The sequence below is a fragment of the Geobacter pickeringii genome (assembly GCF_000817955.1).
Lineage (GTDB): Bacteria > Desulfobacterota > Desulfuromonadia > Geobacterales > Geobacteraceae > Geobacter > Geobacter pickeringii.
On sequence record NZ_CP009788.1, the window covers coordinates 517,321 to 543,207 of the forward strand.

Annotated in this window: 27 protein-coding genes; all 27 read left to right on the forward strand. The window is 64.2% G+C overall.

The features are described from left to right. Positions 1–30: 30 nt before the first annotated feature. The 27 genes from murC (at position 31) to GPICK_RS02495 (ending at position 25,810) form a co-directional block, all read left to right on the forward strand. Complete coding sequence (murC, locus tag GPICK_RS02365) at positions 31–1,413, forward strand: UDP-N-acetylmuramate--L-alanine ligase (protein WP_039740190.1); 1,383 nt, start codon at positions 31–33, stop codon at positions 1,411–1,413. Continuing rightward, positions 1,410–2,312 carry a UDP-N-acetylmuramate dehydrogenase gene (gene murB / locus GPICK_RS02370; protein WP_039740192.1) on the forward strand — a complete coding sequence of 301 codons (903 nt, stop codon included), beginning with the start codon at positions 1,410–1,412 and terminating at the stop codon, positions 2,310–2,312. The genes murC and murB overlap by 4 nt, the downstream gene beginning before the upstream one ends. Positions 2,313–2,352: 40 nt before the next feature. Further along, a complete protein-coding gene (locus tag GPICK_RS02375; protein WP_039740193.1) occupies positions 2,353–3,294 on the forward strand; it encodes a D-alanine--D-alanine ligase in 942 nt (313 codons plus the stop codon). Between the two features lie 33 nt (positions 3,295–3,327). Continuing rightward, a complete protein-coding gene (locus tag GPICK_RS02380) occupies positions 3,328–4,158 on the forward strand; it encodes a cell division protein FtsQ/DivIB (protein WP_039740195.1) in 831 nt (276 codons plus the stop codon). A 26-nt stretch (positions 4,159–4,184) separates the two neighbouring features. Continuing rightward, positions 4,185–5,420 (forward strand): cell division protein FtsA, encoded by a 1,236-nt coding sequence (gene ftsA / locus GPICK_RS02385; RefSeq protein WP_039740197.1) that lies wholly within the window; start codon positions 4,185–4,187, stop codon positions 5,418–5,420. Between the two features lie 83 nt (positions 5,421–5,503). Continuing rightward, positions 5,504–6,655, forward strand: coding sequence for a cell division protein FtsZ (gene ftsZ / locus GPICK_RS02390; RefSeq protein WP_039740199.1), 1,152 nt, complete (start codon positions 5,504–5,506; stop codon positions 6,653–6,655). 171 nt (positions 6,656–6,826) lie between these two features. Next, positions 6,827–8,506, forward strand: a complete 1,680-nt coding sequence (locus GPICK_RS02395) for a radical SAM protein (RefSeq protein ID WP_039740201.1) — start codon at positions 6,827–6,829, stop codon at positions 8,504–8,506. Between the two features lie 139 nt (positions 8,507–8,645). Next, positions 8,646–8,936, forward strand: coding sequence for a hypothetical protein (locus GPICK_RS02400; RefSeq protein ID WP_144400023.1), 291 nt, complete (start codon positions 8,646–8,648; stop codon positions 8,934–8,936). Positions 8,937–9,388: 452 nt separating this feature from the next. Next, positions 9,389–11,419 (forward strand): flagellar biosynthesis protein FlhA, encoded by a 2,031-nt coding sequence (gene flhA, locus GPICK_RS02405; RefSeq protein ID WP_236685689.1) that lies wholly within the window; start codon positions 9,389–9,391, stop codon positions 11,417–11,419. Then, a complete protein-coding gene (flhF, locus tag GPICK_RS02410) occupies positions 11,409–12,785 on the forward strand; it encodes a flagellar biosynthesis protein FlhF (RefSeq protein WP_039740206.1) in 1,377 nt (458 codons plus the stop codon). The genes flhA and flhF overlap by 11 nt, the downstream gene beginning before the upstream one ends. After that, a complete protein-coding gene (locus GPICK_RS02415; RefSeq protein WP_039740208.1) occupies positions 12,782–13,717 on the forward strand; it encodes a MinD/ParA family protein in 936 nt (311 codons plus the stop codon). The genes flhF and GPICK_RS02415 overlap by 4 nt, the downstream gene beginning before the upstream one ends. Further along, on the forward strand, positions 13,714–14,466 hold the full coding sequence (locus GPICK_RS02420; RefSeq protein ID WP_039740210.1) for a FliA/WhiG family RNA polymerase sigma factor: 753 nt from the start codon (positions 13,714–13,716) through the stop codon (positions 14,464–14,466). Before GPICK_RS02415 ends, GPICK_RS02420 begins: the two co-directional genes overlap by 4 nt. A gap of 15 nt (positions 14,467–14,481) precedes the next feature. Then, entirely contained in the window at positions 14,482–15,213 is a 732-nt protein-coding gene (flgF, locus tag GPICK_RS02425) for a flagellar basal-body rod protein FlgF (RefSeq protein WP_039740212.1), read from the forward strand. Between the two features lie 84 nt (positions 15,214–15,297). Next, positions 15,298–16,086 (forward strand): flagellar basal-body rod protein FlgG, encoded by a 789-nt coding sequence (gene flgG / locus GPICK_RS02430; RefSeq protein WP_039740214.1) that lies wholly within the window; start codon positions 15,298–15,300, stop codon positions 16,084–16,086. A gap of 18 nt (positions 16,087–16,104) precedes the next feature. Further along, the gene (gene flgA, locus GPICK_RS02435; RefSeq protein ID WP_039740217.1) at positions 16,105–16,815 is read left to right on the forward strand and encodes a flagellar basal body P-ring formation chaperone FlgA; all 711 of its coding nucleotides are present in this window, start codon (positions 16,105–16,107) and stop codon (positions 16,813–16,815) included. An 82-nt stretch (positions 16,816–16,897) separates the two neighbouring features. Continuing rightward, positions 16,898–17,578 carry a flagellar basal body L-ring protein FlgH gene (locus GPICK_RS02440; RefSeq protein ID WP_039740219.1) on the forward strand — a complete coding sequence of 227 codons (681 nt, stop codon included), beginning with the start codon at positions 16,898–16,900 and terminating at the stop codon, positions 17,576–17,578. A gap of 156 nt (positions 17,579–17,734) precedes the next feature. Beyond that, entirely contained in the window at positions 17,735–18,832 is a 1,098-nt protein-coding gene (locus GPICK_RS02445) for a flagellar basal body P-ring protein FlgI (RefSeq protein ID WP_039740221.1), read from the forward strand. A 54-nt stretch (positions 18,833–18,886) separates the two neighbouring features. Next, a complete protein-coding gene (locus GPICK_RS02450; RefSeq protein ID WP_052263247.1) occupies positions 18,887–19,249 on the forward strand; it encodes a rod-binding protein in 363 nt (120 codons plus the stop codon). Between the two features lie 3 nt (positions 19,250–19,252). Beyond that, positions 19,253–19,549 (forward strand): flagellar biosynthesis anti-sigma factor FlgM, encoded by a 297-nt coding sequence (gene flgM, locus GPICK_RS02455; protein ID WP_039740222.1) that lies wholly within the window; start codon positions 19,253–19,255, stop codon positions 19,547–19,549. 15 nt (positions 19,550–19,564) lie between these two features. After that, complete coding sequence (locus tag GPICK_RS02460) at positions 19,565–20,062, forward strand: flagellar protein FlgN (protein ID WP_039740224.1); 498 nt, start codon at positions 19,565–19,567, stop codon at positions 20,060–20,062. A gap of 1 nt (position 20,063) precedes the next feature. Next, positions 20,064–21,497: a flagellar hook-associated protein FlgK gene (flgK, locus tag GPICK_RS02465; RefSeq protein ID WP_039740226.1), complete on the forward strand. Its 1,434-nt coding sequence runs from the start codon at positions 20,064–20,066 to the stop codon at positions 21,495–21,497. Between the two features lie 24 nt (positions 21,498–21,521). Next, positions 21,522–22,418 carry a flagellar hook-associated protein FlgL gene (gene flgL, locus GPICK_RS02470; RefSeq protein ID WP_039740228.1) on the forward strand — a complete coding sequence of 299 codons (897 nt, stop codon included), beginning with the start codon at positions 21,522–21,524 and terminating at the stop codon, positions 22,416–22,418. 21 nt (positions 22,419–22,439) lie between these two features. Then, entirely contained in the window at positions 22,440–22,679 is a 240-nt protein-coding gene (gene csrA / locus GPICK_RS02475) for a carbon storage regulator CsrA (RefSeq protein WP_039740231.1), read from the forward strand. Positions 22,680–22,684: 5 nt separating this feature from the next. Next, entirely contained in the window at positions 22,685–23,179 is a 495-nt protein-coding gene (locus tag GPICK_RS02480; protein ID WP_084201321.1) for a flagellar assembly protein FliW, read from the forward strand. 5 nt (positions 23,180–23,184) lie between these two features. Continuing rightward, the gene (locus tag GPICK_RS02485) at positions 23,185–23,832 is read left to right on the forward strand and encodes a CgeB family protein (protein ID WP_039740233.1); all 648 of its coding nucleotides are present in this window, start codon (positions 23,185–23,187) and stop codon (positions 23,830–23,832) included. Positions 23,833–23,956: 124 nt separating this feature from the next. Continuing rightward, positions 23,957–24,790 carry a flagellin N-terminal helical domain-containing protein gene (locus GPICK_RS02490; RefSeq protein WP_039740235.1) on the forward strand — a complete coding sequence of 278 codons (834 nt, stop codon included), beginning with the start codon at positions 23,957–23,959 and terminating at the stop codon, positions 24,788–24,790. A gap of 186 nt (positions 24,791–24,976) precedes the next feature. Beyond that, a complete protein-coding gene (locus GPICK_RS02495; protein ID WP_039740236.1) occupies positions 24,977–25,810 on the forward strand; it encodes a flagellin N-terminal helical domain-containing protein in 834 nt (277 codons plus the stop codon). Positions 25,811–25,887 lie beyond the last annotated feature (77 nt).

The following is a 25,887-nucleotide window of genomic DNA, read 5'->3' on the forward strand; positions in this document are numbered from 1 at the left end:
AGCAGCTCCCCTCCACGAAAAGAAGGCGCAATGTACGGAAAGATCGAAAAAATTCACTTCGTAGGCATCGGCGGCATCGGGATGAGCGGCATCGCCGAGGTGCTCCTCAACCTGGGTTACAAGGTGTCGGGCTCCGACCTGAGAAAATCCGATACCACCGACCGCCTCGCCGCCCTCGGCGGGGAGATCTACTACGGCCACGCCCGTGAGAACCTCACCGTCGTCGATGTGGTGGTCACCTCCACGGCGGTCCACGACGACAACCCCGAGGTGGTGGAGGCCAAACGGCGCATGATCCCGGTGATCCCTCGGGCCGAGATGCTGGCGGAACTGATGCGGATGAAGTACGGGATCGCCATCGCCGGCACCCACGGCAAGACCACCACCACCTCCATGGTGGCGACGGTCCTGACCCACGGCGGGATCGATCCGACCATCGTCATCGGCGGCAAGCTCAATACCCTCGGCACCAACGCCAAGCTCGGCCAGGGGAAGTTCCTCGTGGCGGAGGCGGACGAATCGGACGGCTCGTTCCTGAAGCTCTCGCCGACCATCGCCGTGGTGACCAACATCGATGCCGATCACCTCGATTTCTATACCGGCGGCATCGACCAGATCAAGACGACCTTCGTCGACTTCATCAACAAGATCCCGTTCTACGGTCTGGCAGTGCTCTGCCTGGAGGACCGCAACGTCGCCGACATCCTTCCCCGGGTGAAGAAGCGCTTCGTCACCTACGGCCTCTCCTCCCAGGCCGACATCCGGGCGACCCATATCCGCCTCGAAGGGGGAACCACTTCCTTCGTCGCCCATTACAAGGGGTACCGGATGGGTGAGGTGACCTTCGCCATGCCCGGCGCCCACAACGTCCTGAACGCCCTCGCCTGCATCGCCGTGGCGATGGAACTCGATGTCCCCTTTACCCAGATCCAGGAGGGCTTCGCCACGTTCGGAGGTGTGGGGCGGCGCTTCCAGATAAAGGGGGAGGTGAACGGCATCACCGTCGTCGACGACTACGGCCATCACCCGGCAGAGATCCGGGCCACCCTTGCCGCGGGGAAGAGCGGCTGGCCCGAGCGGCGGCTCGTGGTGGCGTTCCAGCCCCACCGCTTCAGCCGGACCAGGGAGCTTTTCGACGAGTTCGTGAAATGCTTCTACGACGCCGACGTGTTGGTGCTGACCGACATCTACGCGGCCGGAGAGGCGCCCATCGAGGGGGTCTCCGCCGAGCGGCTCGCCGAGGAAATCCGTCGCCACGGCCAGCGTGACGTGACCTATGTCGCCGACCGGGAGGAGCTGCCGGACCATCTCGCGAAGATCATGAAGCCCGGCGACATCGTCCTCACCCTCGGCGCCGGAAACATCTGGCAGGCGGGAGAGGCGCTGCTCCCGAAGCTGAAGGACGCTCTTTGACAGACGATCTCTTCGTCGCGCTCCGCGCCCGGGTGAGGGGGGAAATCCTCCGGAACGAGCCGATGGCGCGCCACACGTCACTCAAGGTTGGCGGCCCGGCCGACTTCTTCGTCACCCCGGCCGACCGGGATGACCTGCAGGAGCTGATGGCGGTGGCGACCGAGACCGGCACCCCGTTTTTCGTGGTGGGGGGAGGGTTCAACCTCCTCGTGCGGGACGGGGGAATCCGGGGGGTGGTGATCTCCCTGACACGGCTGGCAGACCGGGAACGCCTCACGGAGAACCGGGTTCGGGTGGAGGCGGGGGTGGCAAACCGGGAACTCGTCCGGTTTCTCATGCAGGAGGGGCTCGCCGGCCTTGAGTTCCTCGACGGCATCCCTGGCAGCATCGGCGGTGCCCTGGCCATGAATGCCGGGGCCCACGGCGGGTCGGTGCTCGACCGGGTCGAAGAGCTGGTGACGCTGCACGATGGCCGTCTGCGGCGGACCCGGCGGGACGAGTTCGATTACGGCTACCGGTTTCTCCGTCTCATCCCGGGAGAGATCATCGTTGAGGGGACGTTTCGGCTGGAGGCCGGGACGGAGCGGGAGATGGGGGCGCGGGTCGAGGAACTCTGGCTCCAGCGGGCCATAAGTCAAAAAGTTGGCTACCCCAACGCCGGGTCGTTCTTCAAGAATCCCGAGGGGGGCACGGCGTGGCGGCTGATCGCCGATTGCGGGCTTCGGGGGGCAGTGGAGGGAGGTGCACAGGTCTCGGAGGTGCACAGCAATTTCCTCGTCAACCGGGGGGGAGCGACCGCCGGCGATTTTCTGGCCCTGGCAGCCCGCATAAAAGAGGAAGTAAAGCGGAAAACCGGCACGTCTCTTGAAGAAGAGGTGCGCATCGTCGGTGAGCCGTAATTAAGGAAGCGCCCTTCACCGAGGGCACAAAGCGGGAACCATGACGCGAGACGAATTGAAAACCAAAAAAATAGGCGTACTTATGGGGGGGCTTTCCGCCGAGCGGGAGGTTTCCCTTGCCAGTGGCGCCGCGGTCCTGCAGGCGCTCCGGGTGCGGGGATATGACGCCGTCGCCGTCGATATGGACCGCGATCTCCCGCAGGTTCTGGCTCGGGAGGGGATCGACGTTGCCTTCATCGCGCTCCATGGCCGCTACGGCGAGGACGGTGCGGTCCAGGGTGCACTGGAGCTCGTGGGAATTCCGTACACCGGCTCCGGTGTGCTCGCCAGCGCCCTTGCCATGAACAAGATCTTTGCCAAGCAGGTCTTTGCGGCCAGTGGCCTCACCGTTGCCCCGTACCGGGTGCTCCGCCGGGGAGAGACGCCGGATGTCGACTCCCTCGGATTCTCGTTTCCGCTGGTGGTGAAGCCTTCCCAGGAGGGGTCGTCGGTGGGGGTGAGCATCGTGCGGTCGGCCGCGGCCCTTCCCGCGGCCCTGGAGATGGCGTTTCGGTACGACCGGGAGATCCTCGTGGAGCAGTTCGTGAAGGGCCGGGAGATCCAGGTGGGGATCCTCGACGACCGCGCCATGGGGGCCATCGAGATCGTGCCGAAGAACGAGTTCTACGATTACGAGGCCAAGTACACCGACGGCATGGCCGAGCATATCTGTCCGCCGGTCCTTGCACCCGAGCTGTACCGGAAGCTCCTGGCCGAGGGGGAGAAGGCCCACGGCGCCCTTGGCTGCTCCGGCCACAGCCGGGTCGATTTCCTCGTGACTGAAGCCGGAGAGTGTTTCCTCCTGGAGGTCAATACCCTGCCGGGAATGACCTCCCTGAGTCTGCTGCCGGAGATCGCCCAGAAAGAGGCGGGAATCGGCTTCGAAGAATTGGTGGAACGGATTCTCGGCTCCGCCTCGCTGAAGATTGCTGCCGGGGAGTAGCGGGGAGATCCCGGCTCCCGAAAACGGAATTTCATGCGCGACCTACACGTAAAGACACGGATCAAACCGGCGAACAACGCCAACCGCGTGAAGCGGGAGCGGAAGCCGATCAACTGGCGCCCCCTCGTCACGTGGGGGAGTCGGATCGTCTGCGGTGCGCTCCTCGTTACGGTGGCCGGCATCCTCTGCTACGAGGGGTACCGGTGTGCGTCCCGCGTGCGGATCAATGTCCTGCAGCTTGAAACGATCGAGGTCTCGAAACTGAAGCACCTGACGCGGGACGAGGTGATTGCCGAGTCCGGGGTCAAGGCAGGCGATTCGATGGTCGGGCTTCGGCTTCGCCGCATCGGCGAGCAGCTTGCCAAGAATCCCTGGATCGAGAAGGTGCAGGTCCGGCGCTACTTCCCCCACACCCTCGCCTTCGAGGTGACGGAGCGGGAGCCGGTGGCGGTGGTGAACATGGGGTTTCTCTACTATCTGGACGCCAAGGGAGAGGTCTTCAAGCCGCTGACCCATGGTGACAGCCTCAACTACCCGGTCATCACCGGCGTCACCGAGGACGACCTGGCCCGGGACCCGGAGGGGACCAGAAAGTCGCTCACGGCGTCGGTGGCCTTGATGGGGCTTTTGCAGAAGAGTCAGGCTTTTTCCCTGGCCGATGTCTCCGAGATCCACATCGACAAGGGGTTCGGCTTCACGCTCTTCACCGCCGCCGGCGGCGTGCCGGTGAGGCTCGGCAACGACGGCTTCGACGTGAAGCTTTCCCGGTTGGCCCATATCTACGGCGAGCTCAGGGGGAATCTGACGGCGCTGCAGTACATCGACCTCGACTACCATGACAAGATCATCGTGAAAAAGGGATAGAGAGAATCAGGAGGGGGGAACACACTATGTCGGGAAGAAGGGATAACCTGATCGTCGGCCTCGATATCGGCACGACGAAGATTTGCGCCATCGTCGGCAACGTCACCGAGGACGGCATCGACATCGTCGGCATCGGCACCAGCCCGTCGCGCGGGATGCGCAAGGGGGTGGTGATCAACATCGAGAGCACCGTCGAGTCGATCAGGAAGGCGGTTTCCGAGGCGGAACTGATGGCGGGGTGCGAGATCCGTTCGGTCTACGCCGGCATCGCCGGCGGGCACATCAAAGGGTTCAACTCCCAGGGGGTCATCGCCATCAAGAACCGCGAGGTGACCTCCGAGGACGTGAAGCGGGTCATCGACGCCGCTAAGGCAATCGCCATCCCCATGGACCGCGAGGTGATCCACATCCTTCCCCAGGAGTTCATCATCGACGACCAGGACGGGATCCGCGAGCCCCTCGGCATGAGCGGGGTGCGGCTCGAGGCGAAGGTCCACATCGTCACCGGCGCCGTGGCCAGCGCCCAGAACATCATCAAGGCGTGCAACCGGGCCGGGCTCGACGTGGCTGACATCGTGCTGGAGCAGCTCGCCTCCTCCGAGTCGGTCCTCTCCGCCGACGAGAAGGAGCTGGGGGTGGCGCTGGTGGACATCGGCGGCGGCACCACCGATATCGCCATCTTCTGTGACGGCGCCATCAAGCATACGTCGGTCCTGTCGCTGGGGGGGAACCACCTGACCAACGACATCGCCGTGGGGCTCCGCACCCCCATGGCCGAGGCGGAGAAGATCAAGCAGAAGTACGGCTGCTGCATGGCCTCCCTGGTGGGGAAGGAAGAGACCATCGAGGTGCCGAGCGTCGGCGGCCGCAAGCCGCGGGTCCTCTCACGGCAGCTCCTCACCGAGATCCTGGAGCCCCGGGTGGAGGAGATATTCACCCTCGTCAACCGCGAGCTCGTCAAGTCGGGGTTCGAGGATCTGATCGCCTCCGGGGTCGTCATCACCGGCGGCAGCACCATCCTCGAAGGGATGCCGGAGCTGGCCGAGCAGGTCTTCAACCTGCCGGTGCGCCGGGGGCTGCCGCAGCAGATCGGCGGGCTCGTGGACGTCGTCAACTCGCCGGTCTACGCCACCGGCGTCGGCCTTGTGGTCTACGGAAGCAAGAACGTCGGCATCCGCGAGTTCCCCACGGCCCAGACCGACGAAAACCTCTTCCGGCGGGTATCGCGGCGGATGAAGGAGTGGTTCGGAGAATTTTTCTAGGAACGGGGTTCCTTGGGACGTCTTTTTATTCGAATGCAATGAGAGTTCAAACAAAACAACAGGAAAGGAAAAGGGGGTAGGGTATGTTCGAGTTCGACGAAAGCATTGACCAGTGCGCAAAGATCAAGGTGGTTGGCATCGGTGGCGGCGGCGGGAATGCGGTCAACACCATGATCGAGAACAACATCCAGGGGGTGGAGTTCATCGTTGCCAACACCGATGTGCAGGCGCTGCGCACGAACCGGGCTCCGGCGAAGATCCAGATCGGTCGGCAGCTGACCAAGGGGCTCGGGGCCGGTGCTGATCCCACCAAGGGGCGCGAGGCGGCCCTGGAGGACCGGGAGCAGTTGGCCGAGACCCTGAAGGGTGCCGACATGATCTTCATCGCCTGCGGCATGGGGGGCGGCACCGGGACCGGTGCGGCGCCGATCATCGCCGAAGTGGCGCGGGAAGTGGGCGCCCTCACCGTCGGGGTGGTCACCAAGCCGTTCACCTACGAGGGGCGCAACCGGATCAACAAGGCCGACGAGGGGATCCGCGAGCTCAAGAAACATGTCGACTCCCTGGTGGTGATCCCTAACGACCGGCTCATCAGCCTCGCCGGCAAGTCGATGTCGATCCTCGATGCCTTCCGCCCCTCCGACGACGTGCTCCGCCAGGCGGTCCAGGGGATTTCCGAGATCATCACCGGCCACGGCCTCATCAACGTCGACTTCGCCGACGTCCGGACGGTCATGAGCGAGCGCGGCATGGCCATGATGGGGATCGGCATCGCCTCCGGCGAGAACCGGGCCGCCGACGCCGCCAACCGGGCGATCTCCAGCCCCCTCCTCGAGGATATCGACGTCTCCGGCGCCAAGGGGGTCCTGGTCAACATCACCGGCTCCTCCTCCATGACCATGGACGAGTTCCAGACCGTGAGCCGGGCGATCCACGAGAAGGTCCACGAGGACGCCATCATCATCGTCGGTATGGCCATCGACGAGACCCTCGGCGAGCAGATCAAGGTGACCGCCGTCGTCACCGGCTTCGGCGACCGGTTTGACCTGGAGAAGGGGCGCCAGGAGATGAAGAACGTCACCCCGCTCGCCAGCCGCCAGGAGCCGAACCGCGACACCCCGACCTTCATCCGCGAGAAGCAGCAGCGCGAGGCCTACACCCGGCAGCGCAACATCTTCTCCGAGGAAGACGACCAGTACGATATTCCGACGTTCCTGCGGAAGTCGGTCGACTAACCCTGCGGGGCGGCATGTCGCCGGCGCCTGATGGTTCTTCCGGCGGCGTGCCGTCCGACCTTTCGAGTTTGGACAACGCTTTCATTCCCCGGTCCCCCGCCTACCCCCTCCAGGGGGACCGGGTCTTTTTCCCCTTCCGGCACCGCCCCCCTTCGTGGTACGGTTTCATTCATGTCGTGGAAAATCATCGAAAAACACCGCCAGCTCCTTGCCGGTGAAGAAGGCGCCGCGCCGAAACGGCGGGGCGGCAAGCTGACCGTCTGCCTCGTCTACCCCAACCGCTACGCCGTCGGCATGAGCAACCTGGGGTTCCAGACGGTCCATGCCCTCCTGAACACCGAGTCCGACGTCCTCTGCGACCGGGCCTTCCTTCCCGATGCCGACGAACTGCGGGAGTACCGGAAGACGGGAGGCTCCCTCCTCTCCCTCGAATCCCAGCAACCCCTCTCTTCCTTCGACATCGTCGCCTTTTCCGTCTCCTTCGAGAGCGATTACCTCAACATCCCCGTCATTCTCGATCTGGCCGGCATCCCGGCGCGGAGCGCCGATCGCGAGGACGCCGATCCCCTCGTCATGGGCGGGGGTGCCGCCCTCTTTCTCAACCCCGAGCCGGTGGCCGACTTCATGGATCTGGTCTGCGTCGGCGAGGGAGAGGCGATCCTCCCCGGCCTCCTCGGCCTGATTCGAGCCGAGGGGGTCGGCGACCGTCCTCCCTTCCTTTCCGCCGCCAGCCGGCTTCCCGGCATCTACGTCCCCTCACTCTCCGGGGTGAGCTTTGACGGCGTCCGGATCACGGGGCGCACGGCGCGCGGCGGGGCGCCGGAACGGGTGCGGCGGCTCTGGATGGAATCTCCCGACGTCCGCCCCACCGTCTCAGAGATCCTGACGGAGGAGACCGAGTTCGCCGACATGTACCTCATCGAGGTCTCCCGCGGCTGTCCCCGGGGCTGCCGCTTCTGCGCCGCGGGCTTCATCTACCTCCCCTACCGGCAGCGATCGCTGGAGGCACTCAAGGAGCAGGTGGCGGAGGGGCTCGCCCGGCGGCATAAGATCGGCCTCGTGGGTGCGGCGGTCTCCGACCACCGGGAGCTCGGCGAGCTCTGCCGCTTCATCCGCGACGGGGGGGGGAAGGTCTCGGTCTCCTCGCTCCGGATCGACCGTCTCGACGGGGAGATGATCGAGGTCCTGAAGGCGAGCGGCCACAAGACCGTCGCCCTGGCCCCCGAGGGGGGGAGCCAGCGGATGCGGGACCTGATCAACAAGAACCTGACCGAGGGGCAGATCCTCGACGCCTGCGACCTCCTCATCGGCCACGACATCCTGAACCTGAAGCTCTACTTCATCATCGGACTCCCCACCGAGACCATGACCGACCTGGAGGAACTGGCCCTGCTCGTGGGGAAGATCCGCGAACGGGTGATTGCCGCGGCAAAGAAGAACAAGCGCCTCGGGGAGATCGTCCTCTCGGTGAATCCCTTTGTCCCGAAACCGTTCACGCCATTCCAGTGGTGCGGGATGGAGGAGACGGCGTCCCTGGAGAAAAAGCTCAAATACCTCCACCAGGCGGTGGGGAAGCTCTCCAACGTCCGTCTCCAGGCCGAAAGCCCGAAGGACGCCTGGCTCCAGGCCCTCCTCTCCCGGGGAGACCGGCGCCTCTCCGCGTTCCTCCTGCGCGCCGCCGAACTCGGCAGCTGGAAGCGGGCGGCCCGGGAGTTCGACCCCCCCCCCGACCTTCTCGTCCACCGCACCATCCCGCTGGACGAGCCGCTCCCCTGGGGCTTCATCGAGAGCGTGGACGAAGGGCGGCTCGTGCGGGAGTACCGGCGGGCGTTCGAGGTGCACGGGCCGTAAGGTGGTGCACGGCACAGGTCGCCGTGCATCCTACGACCATCAACATCGGTACCCGGACGGTTAGGCCAGGGGAGAGATGGCGCGCGGCGTCAGGGAGAAGATCTGGCGCCAGACCGGGACTACGTGTGAGGTGAATATCATGTCTAATGCACTGGAGAGACTGAAAGCCAGCCTGGGGAACGGAACGATAGACCTTTCGCTGCTGTCTGACGTGGAGAAGGACTTCGGTGAGCTCGGCAAGCGGGTGGACGAGCTCGAAGAGCGTCTGATCATGATCGTACGAACCGGCTGGCCTTGGGATGAGGATGGAGAGCCCAACGCAATATTTCGCACCAGCAAGGATGGCTTCGCCACGGCAATGGCCGAAGCGCGTGAGTTGCTCGGGTTGAAGCATCGCAGCGTCATCACCCGGACGGAGCCGAGGACATGAGCCGGCCGCCTGCACGGCCAGGTGAGATGCCCGGCCCATCCCCGCCTGCCGATCTGCGGTAAGGAAAACCATGCCACTTACATCGAGCCGCTCTTCCCGAAGGGAGAGCGGCTTTTTCTTGTCGAGCGGAGGGCGATGGTGCGTAGTCGCCCTTTCGGCGCTATTCAGGAGCGTGAGGCATGGTGGAGTCAAAACCTTGACTAATTCGTAACAAAATGCCGTCTGCTATGCCGGGATTAATTCTTATCGGCCGATTGTCCCGTTTCTTGAGTCTTTCCGCTAAAAAAAGCCCACGGGGGGATTTGCCGCTGCTCCCGTCGCTCTGGCACAACGGTTGCACAATCGGTGGTGCACGGTAAAAGTACCCGAATTTTCGAGGAGATTTTTCAGTGGCCCCACCGACGGCAGAAGCATACAATCTTCAGCCCGCAAAAAGCAACGCGGACATCTACATGGCAGTGGCGCTCATCGGCGTCCTGGCCCTGATGATCGTCCCGCTGCCGTCGTTTCTCCTCGACATCTTCCTGGCGGGAAACATCACCGTTGCCCTCGCCATCCTCCTCGTGGCCCTCTACACCCAGCAGCCCCTCGACTTCTCCGTCTTTCCGTCGGTGCTCCTCGTCACGACCCTCTACCGACTTGCCCTCAACATCGCCTCGACGCGACTCATCCTCCTCCACGGCAACGAAGGGGTCGATGCGGCCGGCCACGTGATCAAGGCCTTCGGCCAGTTCGTGGTGGGGGGGAACTACGTGGTCGGGGCGGTCATCTTCCTGATCCTCGTCATCATCAACTTCGTGGTCATCACCAAGGGTGCCGGCCGCGTGGCGGAGGTGGCGGCCCGCTTCACCCTCGACGCCATGCCGGGGAAGCAGATGGCCATCGACGCCGATCTCTCCTCCGGGCTCATCAACGAGAAGGAGGCCCGCCGTCGCCGGACCAAGGTCTCCCGGGAGGCCGACTTCTACGGCTCCATGGACGGTGCCAGCAAGTTCGTCCGGGGCGATGCCGTGGCCGGCATCCTGATCATGCTGGTGAACATCATCGGCGGCTTCGTGATCGGGGTCTGGCAGAACGGGATGCCGCTGGACGCCGCCCTCTCCAACTACACCCTCCTCACCATCGGCGAGGGGCTCGTGGCCCAGATCCCGGCCCTCATCATCTCCACCGCCGCCGGCATCATCGTCACCCGTTCTGCCGACGAGAAGAGCTTCGGCCACGAGATCACCGGCCAGTTCCTCAACTACCCCAAGGCGTTCTACGTCTCCGGCGGGGTCCTCTTCGCCTTCGGCCTCATTCCGGGGCTCCCCCACTTCGCCTTCTTCCTCCTCGCGGGGGCCGCCATCTTCGCCGGCCGGATGGCCAAGGAAGGGGCCCAGGTGGTGGAGGACGAACTGACGGCCCTCCCCGCTCCCCACGAAGCCGGCGAGGCGGGGGACCCGGCGGCCGCCGCCATCCGTCCCCTCGATATGCTGGAGCTGGAGGTCGGCTACGGCCTCGTGCCGATGGTGGACGCGGCCCAGGAGGGGGAGCTCCTGGAGCGGATCCGTTCCATCCGGCGCCAGTTCGCCCAGAAGATGGGGTTTGTGGTGCCGCCGATCCACATCCACGACAACCTGCAGCTGAAGCCCAACGAGTACTGCATCATGATCAAGGGGGCGAAGGTCGGCGGCGGCGAGCTCTCCGGCCAGTACCTGGCCATGGATTCCGGGGCGGTGAGCGGCCAGGTGGAGGGGGTGCGGACCACCGAGCCGGTCTTCGGCCTCCCCGCCATCTGGATCCGGGCCGACGCGAAGGAGCAGGCCCAGCTCTACGGCTACACCGTGGTGGACAGCACCACGATCATCGCCACCCACATCAGCGAGATCATCAAGAAGCACGCCCACGAGATGGTGGGGCGCCAGGAGCTCCAGCAGCTCCTCGACAACCTCTCCTCCAGCTTCCCGAAGGTGGTGGACGAACTGGTGCCGTCGCTGCTGAACCTCGGGACGGTGCTGCGGGTCATCAAGAACCTCCTGCGCGAGGGGGTCTCCATCCGGGACCTCCGGACGATCCTGGAGACGCTGGCCGACTACGGCGGGCTCACCAAAGACCCGGACACCCTCACCGAGTTCGTCCGCCAGGCCCTGGGACGCTACATCGTGGACCAGTACAAGCGTGAGGACGAGACCCTCTGTATGATGAGCCTCGACCGCCGGGTGGAAGAGATCGTCGCCGAGGCGATCCAGCCGTCGGAGCAGGGGAGCTACCTCGCCATCGAGCCCAACACGGCCCAGTACATCCTGACCGGCATCCGGCAGGAGATGGAGAAGTTCAACCAGGTGGGGACAAGCCCGGTGCTGATCGCGTCGCCGTCGATCCGGCGCCATGTCAAGAAGCTGACCGAGCGGTTCGTTCCGAATCTGGCGGTCCTGTCGCACAACGAAATCCCGTCCAACATCAAAATCCAATCGTTAGGGGTGGTAACGCTCAATGCTGGTTAAGACATTCGAAGCGGTAGACATGTCAGAGGCCCTGCGGATGGTGAAGGCCGAACTCGGCCCCGACGCCATGATCATCTCCTCCAAGAAGGAGAAGAAGAAGGGGCTCTTCGGGTTCTTCGGCAAGCCGGTCGTCCAGGTGACCGCCGCCCTCGACGTGAAGCCGCGGCAGCCGGCGCCGAATCCCTACCGGGAGGCCCCGGAGCCGCAGCTCTCCGCCAAGGAGATGATGGAGAGCTCCATGCTCGCTCCCCTGGCCCGGGAGCTGAAGGACCTGCGCGAGCGGGTGGAGGTCCTCACCCGCAAGGAGACCGCCGCCATCCCGCCGGCAGCGCCGTCGACCGAGGCGCCGGTGGTGAAGCCGGTGACGGTTCAGCCGGCAGCGGAAAGCGCCGTGGAGCTGGGAGGGAAGCCGATCGCCAGGCAGGATCTGGAGGAGATGAAGAAGCTCCTCTTCAAGACCCTTGCCGCCAAAGAGGCGGGGGAGGGGGGCGAGGCCCCGACGGAAGGCGTGGCGGCGGCAGCGCCCGCGACGCCCAGGGCGAAGGGGGCCGAGCCGGGCGAAGGCAAAGGGGGAGGCTTCAAGGGAGCGCTCCGGATGGTGATGAGCGATCTCCACCGCAAGGGGCTGGAGCGGGGGGCGGTGCGGGCCGTCATGGAGCAGCTGCAGCCCGAGGCCAAGCGGGGAGGGACCGCGGAGACGATCCGCTCCTTCCTCCCCCAGGCGTTCAGGGGCGTCATCAAGTGCGCCGGGCCGCTGGGTCTGAAGAAGAACGGCCCGCGGATCATCGCCCTCGTGGGGCCCACGGGGGTCGGCAAGACCACCACCGTCGCCAAGCTGGCGGCGCTCTATTCGCTCCGCGAGGGGCACCGGGCGGCGCTCATCACCATCGACAACTTCCGGGTCGGCGCCGTGGAGCAGCTCAAGACCTATTCGCGGATCATGGGGGTGCCCATCGAGGTGGCGGCCACGCCGGCGGAGCTGGAGGCGGCCATTGAGCTCCATTCCGACAAGGAGCTGATCCTGATCGACACCGCCGGCAGAAGCCCCAAGGATATGGAGAAGATCGGGGAGCTGAAGGGATTCCTCGAATCGAAGTTCGCCATCGAGATCCACCTCTGCCTGGCGGCCACAACGCGGGACCGGGAACTGCAGGAGATCGTGGAGCGCTTCGGCGTCCTTCCCATCAGCCGGGTCATCTTCACCAAGCTCGACGAGAGCGAGAGCTACGGCTGCATCGTCAACGCCCATCTGCGGACCAAGTTTCCGCTTTCGTTCTTCACCACCGGGCAACGGGTGCCCGAGGATCTTGAAATTGCCACGGCCGGCAGGCTTGCCGGCCTCGTTCTGGGGGAGAGTAAGCAATGAACGCCATGGAGACGACGGGGGATCAGGCCGACAGCCTCCGCCAGCTGGCCACCACAGTGAAGAAGCAGCGCAAGGCTGCGGCGTCGCTGGTCAAGGACGACAAGGGATCGAAGGGGGTCAGGGTCATCTCGGTGACCAGCGGCAAGGGGGGCGTCGGCAAGAGCAACGTGGTGGTCAATCTCTCCCTTGCCCTTGCCAGCCGGGGGAAGAAGGTCCTCGTGATCGACGCCGACCTCGGCCTCGGCAACATCGACGTGCTGCTGGGGCTGACGCCCGACTACACCCTGAACGACGTCTTCTCAGGCAGGAAGCGGCTTGAAGAGATCATCGTCGAGGGGCCCGGCGGCATCCGGATCATCCCCGCCGGCTCGGGGCTCCCCGACTTTACCTCCCTGGGGCTCCAGGAGCGCGTCAAGATAATGGACGAGCTCGATGCCCTGGAGGAAGAGTTCGACATCCTCATCGTCGACACCGAGGCGGGGATCTCGGAGAACGTCGCCTACTTCAATACCGCCTCCCAGGAGATCGTGGTGGTGGTGACGCCGGAGCCGACCTCCATCACCGACGTCTATGCCCTGATCAAGCTCCTGGCGACCCGCCATTCGGAGCGCTATTTCAAGGTCCTCGTCAACATGGCGAAGGATACGGACGATGCGCTCCAGGTCTTTGCCAAACTCTCCAACGTGACGAGCCGTTTTCTTGACATCTCCCTCGATTACCTCGGCTGCGTCATCAAGGACGAAATGCTTGTGGAGGCGGTGAAGAGCCAGAAGCCGGTGGTGGAGCTCTTCCCCGACTCCCCGATTTCAGGCTGTTTTACGACGCTGGCACGGCGTGTGCTTGAGAACGGAGGGGAGCGCAGGCTGAAAGGAAACGTCCAGTTTTTCTTCCGGAGATTTCTCGGCTCCGGTGCCGCCATGGAGAACTCATGAACTGTCTGGTGAAGGCATATGAGCAGGAAGCTCAACGGGGCGCGGCCCAGAGCAGGGACGACCTGATCGTCTCCCATCTGCCGCTGGTCAAGTTCCTCGTGGGGAGGATCGCCTCCCAGCTCCCACCGCATCTCGACCAGGAAGATCTGATGAGCGCCGCCATCATCGGCCTCATCACCGCCGCCGAGCGGTTCGATCCCTCCCGGGGGGTCCAGTTCAAGACCTTCGCCGAGCAGCGGATCCGCGGCACGATCATCGACGAGCTCCGCTCCCAGGACTGGCTCACCCGCTCGCTGCGGGAGAAGTTCAAGCGGCTGGAGCGGGAGTTCGCCATGCTGGAGCACCGCTTCGGGCGCAACCCCACCAGCGAGGAGGTGGCGGCGGCCCTGCAGATCAGCGTGGACGAGTATCACCAGATGCTGGAGGAGATCCACCTCCTCTCCTTCGTGAGCCTCGACGAGGCGTGGGAGGATGAGGACGGCAGCCCCTTCGGGCTCCTGGACATCCTGGAGGACAAGGGGACCGAAAACCCCCAGAGCCAGCTCATGGCGCGGCAGATGCTCGAATCCCTCACCACGGCCATCGAAGGGCTGCCGGAGAAGGAGCGGCTCGTCATCACCCTCTACTACTACGAGGAACTGAACCTGAAGGAGATCGGCGCGGTGCTGGAGCTGTCCGAATCGCGTATCTCCCAGCTCCACAGCCAGGCCATCGTCCGGCTGCGGGCGAAGATGAAGAACATGAGATAGGCGACAGGAGCGACCATGAACAGCGGCATCTATTCGGCACTCTCGGGGAACATCGCGGCCATGAAGCGGCTCGACGTACTTTCCAACAACCTGGCCAACGCCAATACCGCCGGTTTCAAGAAGGACCGGATGACCTTCGAGAGCATGCTCCAGAGCGCGGGGGCGATCCCCCGTCCCAACGGCGGCACCGACGCGCCGGTCTACTCCGAGACCACCTTCTTCACCGACTACACCGCCGGCCCGGTGAAGCAGACCGGCAACACCTTCGACCTCGCCCTGGACGGCGACGGCTTTTTCGTGGTCAACACCCCCCAGGGGCGGGCCTATACGCGGCAGGGGAACTTTCACCTCGATGCCGGCGGCAAGCTCGTGACCGTCGACGGCTACGAAGTCCTCGGCGGCGGCCCCATCACCGTCAACGGCGGCAAGGTCGATATCAACGCCAAGGGTGAAGTCTTTGTCGACGGGAGCCAGGTCGGCGCCCTCAACGTGGTTGATTTCCCCAAACCCTATGCCTTCCAGAAGAGTGGCAACTCCCTCTTCGTCCCCACCGATCCCCAGGCCACCCCCCAGCCAGTGCGGGGCGAGCGGGTGATGCAGGGATTCCTGGAGGAGTCCAACGTGAACACCGTCCAGGAGATGGTTCAGCTGATCGAGACCAACCGCTACTTCGAGATGTGCTCCAAGGCGGTGAAGGCATACGACGACCTGGCTGCCAAGGCGGCCAACGAAATCGGGAAGCTATAATCCGTAGGGGCGCAATTCATTGCGCCCGTTATGGGTCGGCACCAGACCAGGGCGCAATGAATTGCGCCCCTACAGGAGGAAACAATGATTCGAGCACTGTGGACGGCGGCCTCAGGGATGCAGGCCCAGCAGACGAACATCGACGTCGTCGCGAACAACCTGGCCAACGTCAATACCGCGGGGTTCAAGAAGAGCAGGGCCGATTTCCAGGATCTCATGTACCAGAACATGAAGACCACCGGCGCCCCCTCCACCAACTCCACCCAGGTTCCCGCCGGGATCCAGATTGGCCTCGGGGCCAAGCTGGCGGCGGTCTCCAAGATATTCACCGAGGGGAACATCAACCAGACCGGCAACGAGCTCGACGTCGCCATCGAGGGGAACGGCTTCTTCCAGATCCAGATGCCCGACGGCTCCACCGCCTACTCCCGGGCCGGCTCCTTCAAGCGCGACAGCCAGGGGCGGGTCGTCACCTCCGACGGCTATCCGATGATCCCCGAAGTGGTCATCCCGAGCAACGTCACCGCCATCAACGTCGGCAACGACGGCACCGTGTCGGTCATGCAGGCGGGGCAGACCACCCCGACCAACGTCGGCAACTTCCAGCTCGCCGCCTTCTCCAATCCGTCGGGGCTCATCGCCCTCGGCAAGAACCTTTTCCAGCAGTCCGACTCCTCCGGGAACGCCACCACCGGTACCCCGGGCCAGAACGGCCTCGGCACCACCGCCCAGGGGTTCCTGGAGATGAGCAACGTGAGCGTCATGGAGGAGATGGTGAACATGATCACGGGGCAGCGGGCCTACGAGATCAACTCCAAGGCGGTGCAGACCGCCGACGAGATGCTGCAGACGGCGAACAACCTCCGGCGGTAAGACGGCACGGGTAACCAGATGAAATACGTCACAGGGATCATTGTTCTTCTCCTGCTCCAGGTCACGGCCGCCTTTTCCGCCCCGGCGACCCAGGTCGTCACCGAGGCCCGGGTGAAGGAAGTCGTGGCCGATTTCGTCCGGGAGAGAACCGCAAATCTTGGCGTGGAGACGGCCATCAAGCGGATCGGGCCGCTTCCCGAGCTGAAGATCCCGGTCGGCACCATCTCCTACGAGATCCAGGCGCCGGCGTCGTGGGAAGGGTGGGGGCGGGCGAATCTCGCCCTCATCGTCCGGGTGAACGACCGGGTGGAGAAGAACGTCCCGGTGAACGTGGAGGTGGAGGCCCTGGCCGACACCGTGGTGGCGCTCCGCTCCCTGGAGCGGGGGGATACCGTCGGGCCGGGCGACGTCGCCGTTCGCAAGCTCAACATTTCGGCGCTTCCGGGGAAGGTCTACCGGAGTGTCGACGAGGTGGTCGGCAAACGGGCCAGGATGGCCATCCGCCCCAATACCCCGTTGCGGGGGGAGAATCTGGAGAAGATCCCCCTCGTCAAGAGCGGGCAACTCGTCACCATCATCGCCGAGAGCCCGGCCCTGCGCCTCACCGCCACCGGCCGTGCCCGGGGAAACGGCGCCGAAGGGGACATCGTCATGGTGCAGAACCTCGGCTCCCTGAAGGAGCTCCCCGCCCGGGTCATCGATTCCGGCACGGTGCAGGTGGACTTCTAGGGCAGACGATCCCTCTCCCCGGATGGCCGAAGGCCGGGCGGGGAGCGCTGGACCGGACGGAAGCGGAAACAGGAGTACGTCAGTGAAACGATTGGTAGTGTCAATATTCTGCCTCGCCTGTGCGGGGTGCGTGGTGCAAAAGGCGGAGGTGAAAACCCCGGCCTTTGACGAGCAGCTCGCCCCGCCTCAGCCGAGCTACTCCAGCGGCTCCATCTGGCAGGCGGCGTCGGCGGGGCTCACCGAGGACCACAAGGCCCGGCGGAAGGGGGACGTCCTCACGGTGGTGATCGTGGAAAACGCCAGCGCCAGCAAGGAGGCGACCACCGACACGGACCGCAAGGCCAACGTCTCGGCGAGCATCCCCTATCTCATGGGGCTTGAGAAGAGCGCCACTCTCTTCCAGCAGTTGACGCGGGCCAATCCGAACAACCTCGTGGGGGCCAGCACCGCCTCCAAGTACCAGGGGAGCGGCGCCACCACCCGCAAGGAGAACCTGACCGCCACCATGAGCGCCAAGATCGTCGACGTCCTCCCCAACGGGAATTTCATGATCGAGGGGCGGCGCAACGTGAAGGTCAACAACGAGGACCAGATCATCGTCCTGGAGGGGACCGTCCGTCCCCGCGACGTCTCGCCCGACAACTCGGTCAGCTCCTCCCTCATCGCCGACGCCCGGATCACCTACACCGGCAAGGGGGTCATCAGCGACCGGCAGCGGCCGGGGTGGCTCATGAACTTCCTCGACTATATCTGGCCTTTCTGAGGGGGGAACGCGCCTTTTGCGCAATCCCGGCGTTGGCCTCCGGGGTTGCTTGTGCGGTGTACCGTTGGGTACGCCTCCGCGCAACTCCTCGGCCGCCTTGGCCTTGCACAAAAATCGCGTTCCGGCACCGACAGCGGTTAGGAAACGGATAAAACCATGCTTAAGCGAATCATCTGCATAGTGGCACTTCTCCTTACGCTTCCCCAGCTTGCCTTGGCGATCCGGATCAAGGACATCGCCAGTTTTGACGGGGTGCGGGACAACCAGCTGATCGGCTACGGCCTCGTGGTGGGCCTGAACGGCACCGGCGACAGCGACCAGACCAAGTTCCCGGTCCAGTCCCTCGCGAACGTGCTGGAGCGGATGGGGGTGACGGTCAACCGGGGGGATATCACGGTCAAGAACGTGGCGGCGGTCATGGTGACCGCGGAGCTCCACCCCTTCGCCAAGCAGGGGACGAAGCTCGATGTCCTCGTCTCGTCCGTGGGGGATTCCAAGAGCATCGCCGGCGGCACCCTCCTCATGACCCCCCTCAAGGGGGCCGACGGCCAGGTCTACGCCGTGGCCCAGGGGGGGGTGCTCACCAACTCCTTCTCCTACGGTGGCCAGGCGGCCAGTGCCCAGAAGAACCACCCCACCGCCGGCAGGGTTCCCAACGGCGCCCTGGTGGAGCGCGAACTCCCCAATGCCCTCGCCGGCAGGGGTGAACTGCGGCTCAACCTCAACCAGCCCGATTTCACCACCGCCTCCCGCATCGCCCAGGCGGTGAACGACCACTTCAAGGTGAAACTGGCCGCCGCCGGCGATCCCGGGTCGGTCGTCCTCACCCTCCCCGAGTCGTACCAGGGACGGGTCGTGGAGTTCGTCGCCGACATGGAGCGGCTGGAGGTGCGCCCCGACGCCCTGGCCAAGGTGGTGCTCAACGAGCGGACCGGCACCATCGTCATCGGCGACAACGTCCGGATCTCCACGGTGGCGGTCTCCCACGGCAACCTGACCCTCTACATCAAGGAGACCCCCCAGGTTTCCCAGCCCGCCCCCTTCAGCCGCACCGGCGAGACGGCCGTGGTGCCGCGGACCCAGGTGAAGGTCAGCGAGGATGGCGGCGGGCTCGCAGTGGTGAAGGAGGGAGCCAATATCGGCGAGGTGGTCCGGGCACTGAATGCCCTGGGGGTCACGCCGCGGGATCTCATCGGCATCCTCCAGGCGATCAAGGCGGCAGGCGCCATGCAGGCCGACCTCTCGGTCATCTGATCCACGCGACAATATTTTTCTCAAGAAAGCGCCGGTTTTGCCGATAGGTACACCATGCAGACGACTCTCCCGACCGATACTCTGATCCAGGACAACGACACGGCCCGTGCCCGGCGACTCGCCGCGGCCAAAGGGGGCGCCGATGAGCGGGGGCGCGCAGCGGCAAAGAAGGTTGCCCGGGAGTTCGAGTCGGTCTTCATCGGGATGATGCTCAAGTCGATGCGGGAGACGGTCGGCAAGGACCCCATCGCCGGCGGTGGCAAGGGGGAGGAGATCTTCCAGTCCCTCCTCGACCAGGAGTATGCCACCGCCTTCGCGGCACGGGGGGGGATCGGGCTGGCGCCGATGATCGAGAAACAGCTCATCAAGGAGCCGGCCGCTGCGGCGACGGCCCCGCGCGATCCGTACGAAAGGTAATCGATGACCATTAACAGCGATATCGTATCACTCTCTAGTGTCACTTCCGCCAGAACCATCGGGGCACCGCAGCAGGCCACCGAAGGGGGCAAGACGACCGCCGCCGGCGCGACTACCGGCCCCGACCGGGTGGAGCTCTCCCTCGGCAGGCCGCAGGTCGACCGTCTCAAGCAGGCTGCTGCCGGTGAGCCGGAGTTCCGGGCCGACAAGGTTGCAGCGGTGAAGCAGCAGATCCAGGAAGGAACCTATCAGATCGACTCTCGGGCGGTGGCGGCGAAGATCGCCGCACTGCACGGGTAGGTAACGGAGGAACGGATGGCAAGCGGCATGGCGAATCTGGTCGAGGTCCTGACGGCCCGGCGGGCAAGCATGGAAACGATGCGGCAACTCCTCGAAGAGGAGCGGCAGAGCCTCCTCGCCTTCGATACGGAGCGGCTCCAGACGGCTGCCGCCCGGAAGGTGGAGGTGGCCGCGGAGATGGAGGCGCTGGACGGCACCTGTCAGACCCTTCTGGCCCAGGAGGGCTCGGCCCACGGTCTCGCCGGCACCGTCACCCTGACCCCCCTCATCGCCTGTGCCCCCACCGCGACCAAGGAAGAGCTGACGGCCCTCCAGGAGGCCCTCGTCACCCGGGCCGAGGAGCTTCGCGGCATGATCGCCGACAACCGGCGGCTCCTCGAAAGTTCCCTCGCCACCGTCGGCAGATCCCTTGCCTTTTTCCAGAGCCGCTTCACCGTGGCTGAAACCTACGGCGGTTCGGGCCGGATGGTGGAGCGTACCCCCGGCGCGGGGCTGCTCCGCAAGGAGTTGTGAGATGAGCATCCTCAGCATTCTCGATATCGGCAAGTCGGGCATCACCGCCCAGCGCCTCGCCCTTGAGGTGACGAGCCAGAACGTCTCCAACGTCAACACCCCCGGCTACTCGCGCCAGAGCACCGTCTTCGAGAGCGGCACCGTCTCCATGGAACGGGGCTTCCCCCTCGGCAACGGCGTCCAGGTGGCGGAGATCCAGCGGGCCTACGACGACTTCCTCCAGCAGCAACTCAAGAACGAGAGTACCACCAACGGCCAGGCGAAGACGGTCCTTTCGTCCATGAACCGGGCCGAACAGCTCTTCAACGAGTTCACCACCGACGGTCTCGGCAAGTCGATGCAGGATTTCTTCAAGGCGTGGCAGGATCTGACCGCCAATCCCCAGGGGCAGCCGGAGCGGCAGGCGATTCTCGCCCGGGCGCAGCAGCTCACCGACCAGTTCCATCGGGTCAACGGCTATCTGAACGATATCAAGACCGAGGCGAACAAGTCGCTGGAGGGGATCACCGCCGACGTGAACGATAAGGTGACGCAGATCGCGTCGCTGAACGACCAGATCCGTCAGGTGGAGGTCCAGGGGACAAAGGCGAACGAACTGCGGGACAAGCGGGACCTCCTGGTCCGCCAGCTCTCACAGAAGGTGGGAATCACCTATCTGGAACAGCCCGATGGCATGCTGAACATCAGTCTTTCCCTCGGCCAGCCCCTGGTTCTCGGCAAGGATGCGGCGCAGCTCTCGCTCCAGCCCGATCCGGCGAACGGCGGATTCTACAAGGTGCTCACCACGCCGCCGGGGGGGACCGCCACCATCGACATCACCTCCATCGTCGGTGGCCCCAACAACAGCCAGGGGGAGGTGGGGGGGACCCTGCAGGTGCGCGATACGCTCGTGAACAAGTTCATCTCCAATCTGGACGAGCTTGCGTACAACCTCGCCACCCAGGTGAACGCTGTGCACTCCGCCGGTTTCGGCCTCACCGGTTCCACGGGGCTCAACTTTTTCGCCGCACCCGCGGCCATGGCCGGCTACAGCGGTCTCGGCGGCATTGCGGTGAACATCACCAATACCAACGATATCGCCGCGGCCGATACCAACCCCCTCACCGGTGGTACCGGCAACAACAAGAACGCCTCGACGATCGCGACCCTCTACGACAAGACGTTGCCGTTTTCCAGTGGGAGTACCACCCTCGAAGGGTTCTATAATTCCATCGTCGGCAATGTGGGGGTGGCGGTACAGAATGCCCAGCGGGGGCAGACCCTGAGCGACGGCATCATCAAGCAGCTCGACAACCTCCGGGAGTCCAGTTCCGGTGTCTCCCTCGACGAAGAGCTCGCCAACCTGATCAAGTATCAGAAGGCGTTCGAGGGATCGGCAAAACTCATCAACACCGGCGCCGAGATGATGGATACCATTCTCGGACTCGTCCGGTAACCGTTCGGCTTACGGAGAACCACCATGCGCGTGACCCAGAATACGACGGCCAACCTCGTTCTCAATAACCTTCAGGTCATCCGGCAGCGGACCGAGGATCTGGAACAGCAGTCATCCACCGGAGTCAAGGTGAGCAAGCCGAGCGACGATCCGGTGACTGCCCAGCAGATCCTGCACCTCAAGCAGCTCATCGCCCAGGGGGACCAGTACCAGCGCAATATCTCCAACGGCACCGCCTGGCTCTCCATGGGCGAGTCGGCCATGTCGGAGATGGGGAACGTCCTCTCCCGGGCCAAGGAGCTGACGGTGCAGATGTCCAACGGCACCAACAACCAGAACGCGCGGACGGCCGCTGTCAATGAATTGACTCACTTGAAGTCTCAGATGATCCTTCTCGGTAACACCCAGCTCAACGGCCGCTATATCTTCGGCGGGTTCAAGAACGACACCCCCCCGTTCGACGCCTCGGGAAACTTTACCGGCACCGATGACCAGGTCCTCGTCGAGGTGGACCGCGGGGCCCCGGTGGCGATCAACTACTCGGGGGGCAATCTCCTGCGGGGGGGGACCCCGCCGGGCTCCAGCGGTACCGACATCGTCGGCATCTTCAATAACCTGATCACCGCCCTCAACACCGGCAATCAGGCCGGTGTGCAGTCCGAGCTGCCGAACCTCGATGCTGCCATGGGACAGGTCCTTTCGACCCGCACCGATCTCGGTGCCCGGATGAACCGCCTGGACGGGGCCAAGGGGGTCATCGACGATATGAAGTTCAGTCTCACCAAGGTCCTTTCGGACAAGCAGGACGTGGACTTCACCCAGGTCATCAGCGATCTCTCCAAGCAGCAGACGGCCTATCAGGCGGCTATTGCCGCATCAGCGAAAGTATCCCAGGTTTCACTGCTTGATTATCTCAAGTAGCCGGCGCCAGGAGGGCGTTATATGTTGGTACTGACACGAAAAATGGGCGAAGTGGTCACCATCGGCGATCAGATCCGGATCAAGGTGGTGGAGATGAAGGGGAACCAGGTGCGTCTCGGCATCGAGGCCCCGGGTGACATGCGTATCTACCGCGAGGAGATCTACGTGAAGGTGCAGCGGGAAAACCAGCTGGCGTCCGCCTGGAACCTGACGGACCTGGAGGCGGCCGTTACCTACCTCGCCGCGGGAAACAAGGAGTGACCACCGTGAAAATCAGCACCGCGCGCTTCGGCGCACTCGATATCGACGAGAACAAGGTCATCGCCATGCCCGAGGGGATGCTCGGCTTCGACGAGAAGCGGTTCGTTCTCCTCACCCCCCCGAATCTCGGCCCCTTCTGCTGGCTGCAGGCGGTCGACAACCCCGATCTGGCCTTTGTCGTAGTCGATACCAAGAATTGCATTCCCGACTACACCCTCCGTCTGACCGCCGAGGAGTTCGAGAAGCTCCAGTTGGCCGAAAACGGCGAAGCAATCTTTCTCGCCATCGTGACCATGTCCTCCGATCCCTTTGCGATCACCGTGAACCTTCAGGGGCCCATAGTCCTTAACCCCGAACGGATGATCGCCAAACAGATCGTCCTCGAAGGGGGGAAATACTCGACGAAGTATCCGTTCTTCAGACCTGACGGAGCAGCGGCAACTCCCGCGAAGCAGGAGAGCTGTGCGAATACCGTGCCGCAGGTGGCCGGCACCCTGTAGCCGTCATGAACATTCTGCTGGTGGGGTTTCCCGTATTCGCGCGCGAGCTCGTATCGCTCGGGCACGCGGTTTATTCGGCGGGGACTGCGCCCGGCAGCGACATTGTCCTCCCCCCCGAGGCGTTCTCCCTTGAGTCGATTCTTGCCGCCCTCGGGCCGTCCCGGCGGCCCGATCTTTGCCTCCTCGTGGAAAATGTCGGTGCGCGTGAGTTTCCATTGGGGCTCGAACGCTCACCGATTCCCGTTGTCTTCTATTCCATCGACAGCCACCTCAACTATTACTGGCAGCAGCACTTCGCCCGAGTCTGCGACTGTGTCCTGACGACCCAGCGGGATTTCGTCACCCCCTTCTCGACCGTGTGCCCCGATGTCCACTGGCTTCCCTGGAGCTGCGACACGGCTGAGTATAACGATACGGGATCCCCCCGGGATCTCGATGTCGTTTTCGTCGGTTCGGTAGCCGACAACCGGCCGAAACGCAAGCTGATGCTCGATATGGTGGCGAATATGGCCTTGATACCCGACGTGATTGGGACCAAAAGTCTGCACGACGTTTGTGCAGTCAACAGGGGGGGTGGCCGTGCCTCAAAATTTTTATTAAAGTTTTTCGGCTGGGGGTCGATAGAGAAAGTAAACGGCCGCAATAGAAATTGACGGCATGACGCTGAAGGTGATTCGGAGGAGGTTGTTGCCGGCCGGGACGGCCCGTCTCCAGCACTGACAGCATATTCCCAAGGGGTAAGGAAACCCCGCATATCGCTCAAGGAGGAAGTACACCATGGCTCTCACAGTCAACACTAACATCGCATCCCTCAACGCCCAGCGCAACCTGTCAACCACCCAGACGGCCCTCAACAGGTCTCTCCAGCGGCTCTCCTCAGGTCTGCGGATCAACAGCGCCGCCGACGACGCCGCCGGCCTGGCCATCTCGGAAGGGATGCGGTCGCAGATCCGCTCCATGAACCAGGCGGTCCGCAACGCGAACGACGGTGTATCCCTCGTGCAGACCGCTGAAGGGGCCCTGAACGAGGTCAGCAACATTCTTCAACGGATGCGGGAACTGGCCACCCAATCCGCCACCGGCACCGTGAGCTCCGACCAGCGGACCTACATCGACAACGAGTTCACGCAGCTCAAGAGCGAGATCGACCGGATCGCCAGCGCCACCCAGTTCAACGGCACCAGCCTGTTCACCAGCGCGGCCGGCCAGACGGTTTCCTTCCAGGTCGGCCCCGGCGCCACCACCAACGACACGATCGCCGTCACCATCAGTGCCGCCGGCGCCTCGAGCATCGGGGTCGGTACTGCCAGCGTCTCCGGCGCCACGGGCGCTGCCGCCACGGCAGCCCTGACCGCCATCGACTCGGCAATCACCAACGTGTCCAACATCCGCGGCACCCTGGGCGCGGTCCAGAACCGTCTCCAGTCCACCATCAACAACCTCCAGGTTTCGGTCGAGAACCTCTCCGCCGCCGAGTCCCGGATCCGCGACGTAGACGTCGCCTCTGAGACTGCAGCCCTTACCCGGGCCCAGATCCTGACCCAGGCCGGTACCTCCATCCTGTCCCAGGCCAACCAGACCCCGCAGTCGGCTCTTTCGCTCCTGCGGTAAGAAGAAACTGACTCGCAGGAGGGGGGGTAAGAACCGCCCCCCCTCCTGCCGGTTGAACGGTGATTTGAACGCGTACACGGCCAGTTCGAAGACCATATCCGGCCGGAGTGGGAATCGGTGGCTCTTCGGTTTCAGATCAAAAAGGGGTAAGGAAACCCCGCATATCACTCAAGGAGGAAGTACACCATGGCTCTCACAGTAAACACCAACATCGCATCCCTCAACGCCCAGCGCAACCTGTCAACCACCCAGACGGCCCTCAACAGGTCTCTCCAGCGGCTCTCCTCAGGTCTGCGGATCAACAGCGCCGCCGACGACGCCGCCGGCCTGGCCATCTCGGAAGGGATGCGGTCGCAGATCCGCTCCATGAACCAGGCGGTCCGCAACGCGAACGACGGTGTATCCCTCGTGCAGACCGCTGAAGGGGCCCTGAACGAGGTCAGCAACATTCTTCAACGGATGCGGGAACTGGCCACCCAGTCCGCCACCGGCACCGTGAGCTCCGACCAGCGGAGCTACATCAACAACGAGTTCACGCAGCTCAAGAGCGAGATCGACCGGATTGCCAGCGCCACCCAGTTCAACGGCACCAGCCTGTTCACCAGCACGGCCGGCCAGACGGTTTCCTTCCAGGTCGGTCCCGGCGCCACCACCAACGACACGATCGCCGTTACCATCAGTGCCGCCGGTTCCTCGAGCATCGGGGTCGGTACTGCCAGCGTCTCCGGCGCCACGGGCGCTGCCGCCACGGCAGCCCTGACCGCCATCGACTCGGCGATCACCAACGTGTCCAACATCCGCGGCACCCTGGGCGCGGTCCAGAACCGTCTCCAGTCCACCATCAACAACCTCCAGGTTTCGGTTGAGAACCTCTCCGCAGCCGAATCCCGGATCCGCGACGTAGACGTCGCCTCCGAGACTGCAGCCCTTACCCGGGCTCAGATCCTGACCCAGGCCGGTACCTCCATCCTGTCCCAGGCCAACCAGACCCCGCAGTCGGCTCTTTCGCTCCTGCGGTAAGAAGTGCGGTAATACGGTACGAGGAGGGGACGGCGAAAGCCTTCCCCTCTTTCGTTTCCTCCCACCAATCATCCCCT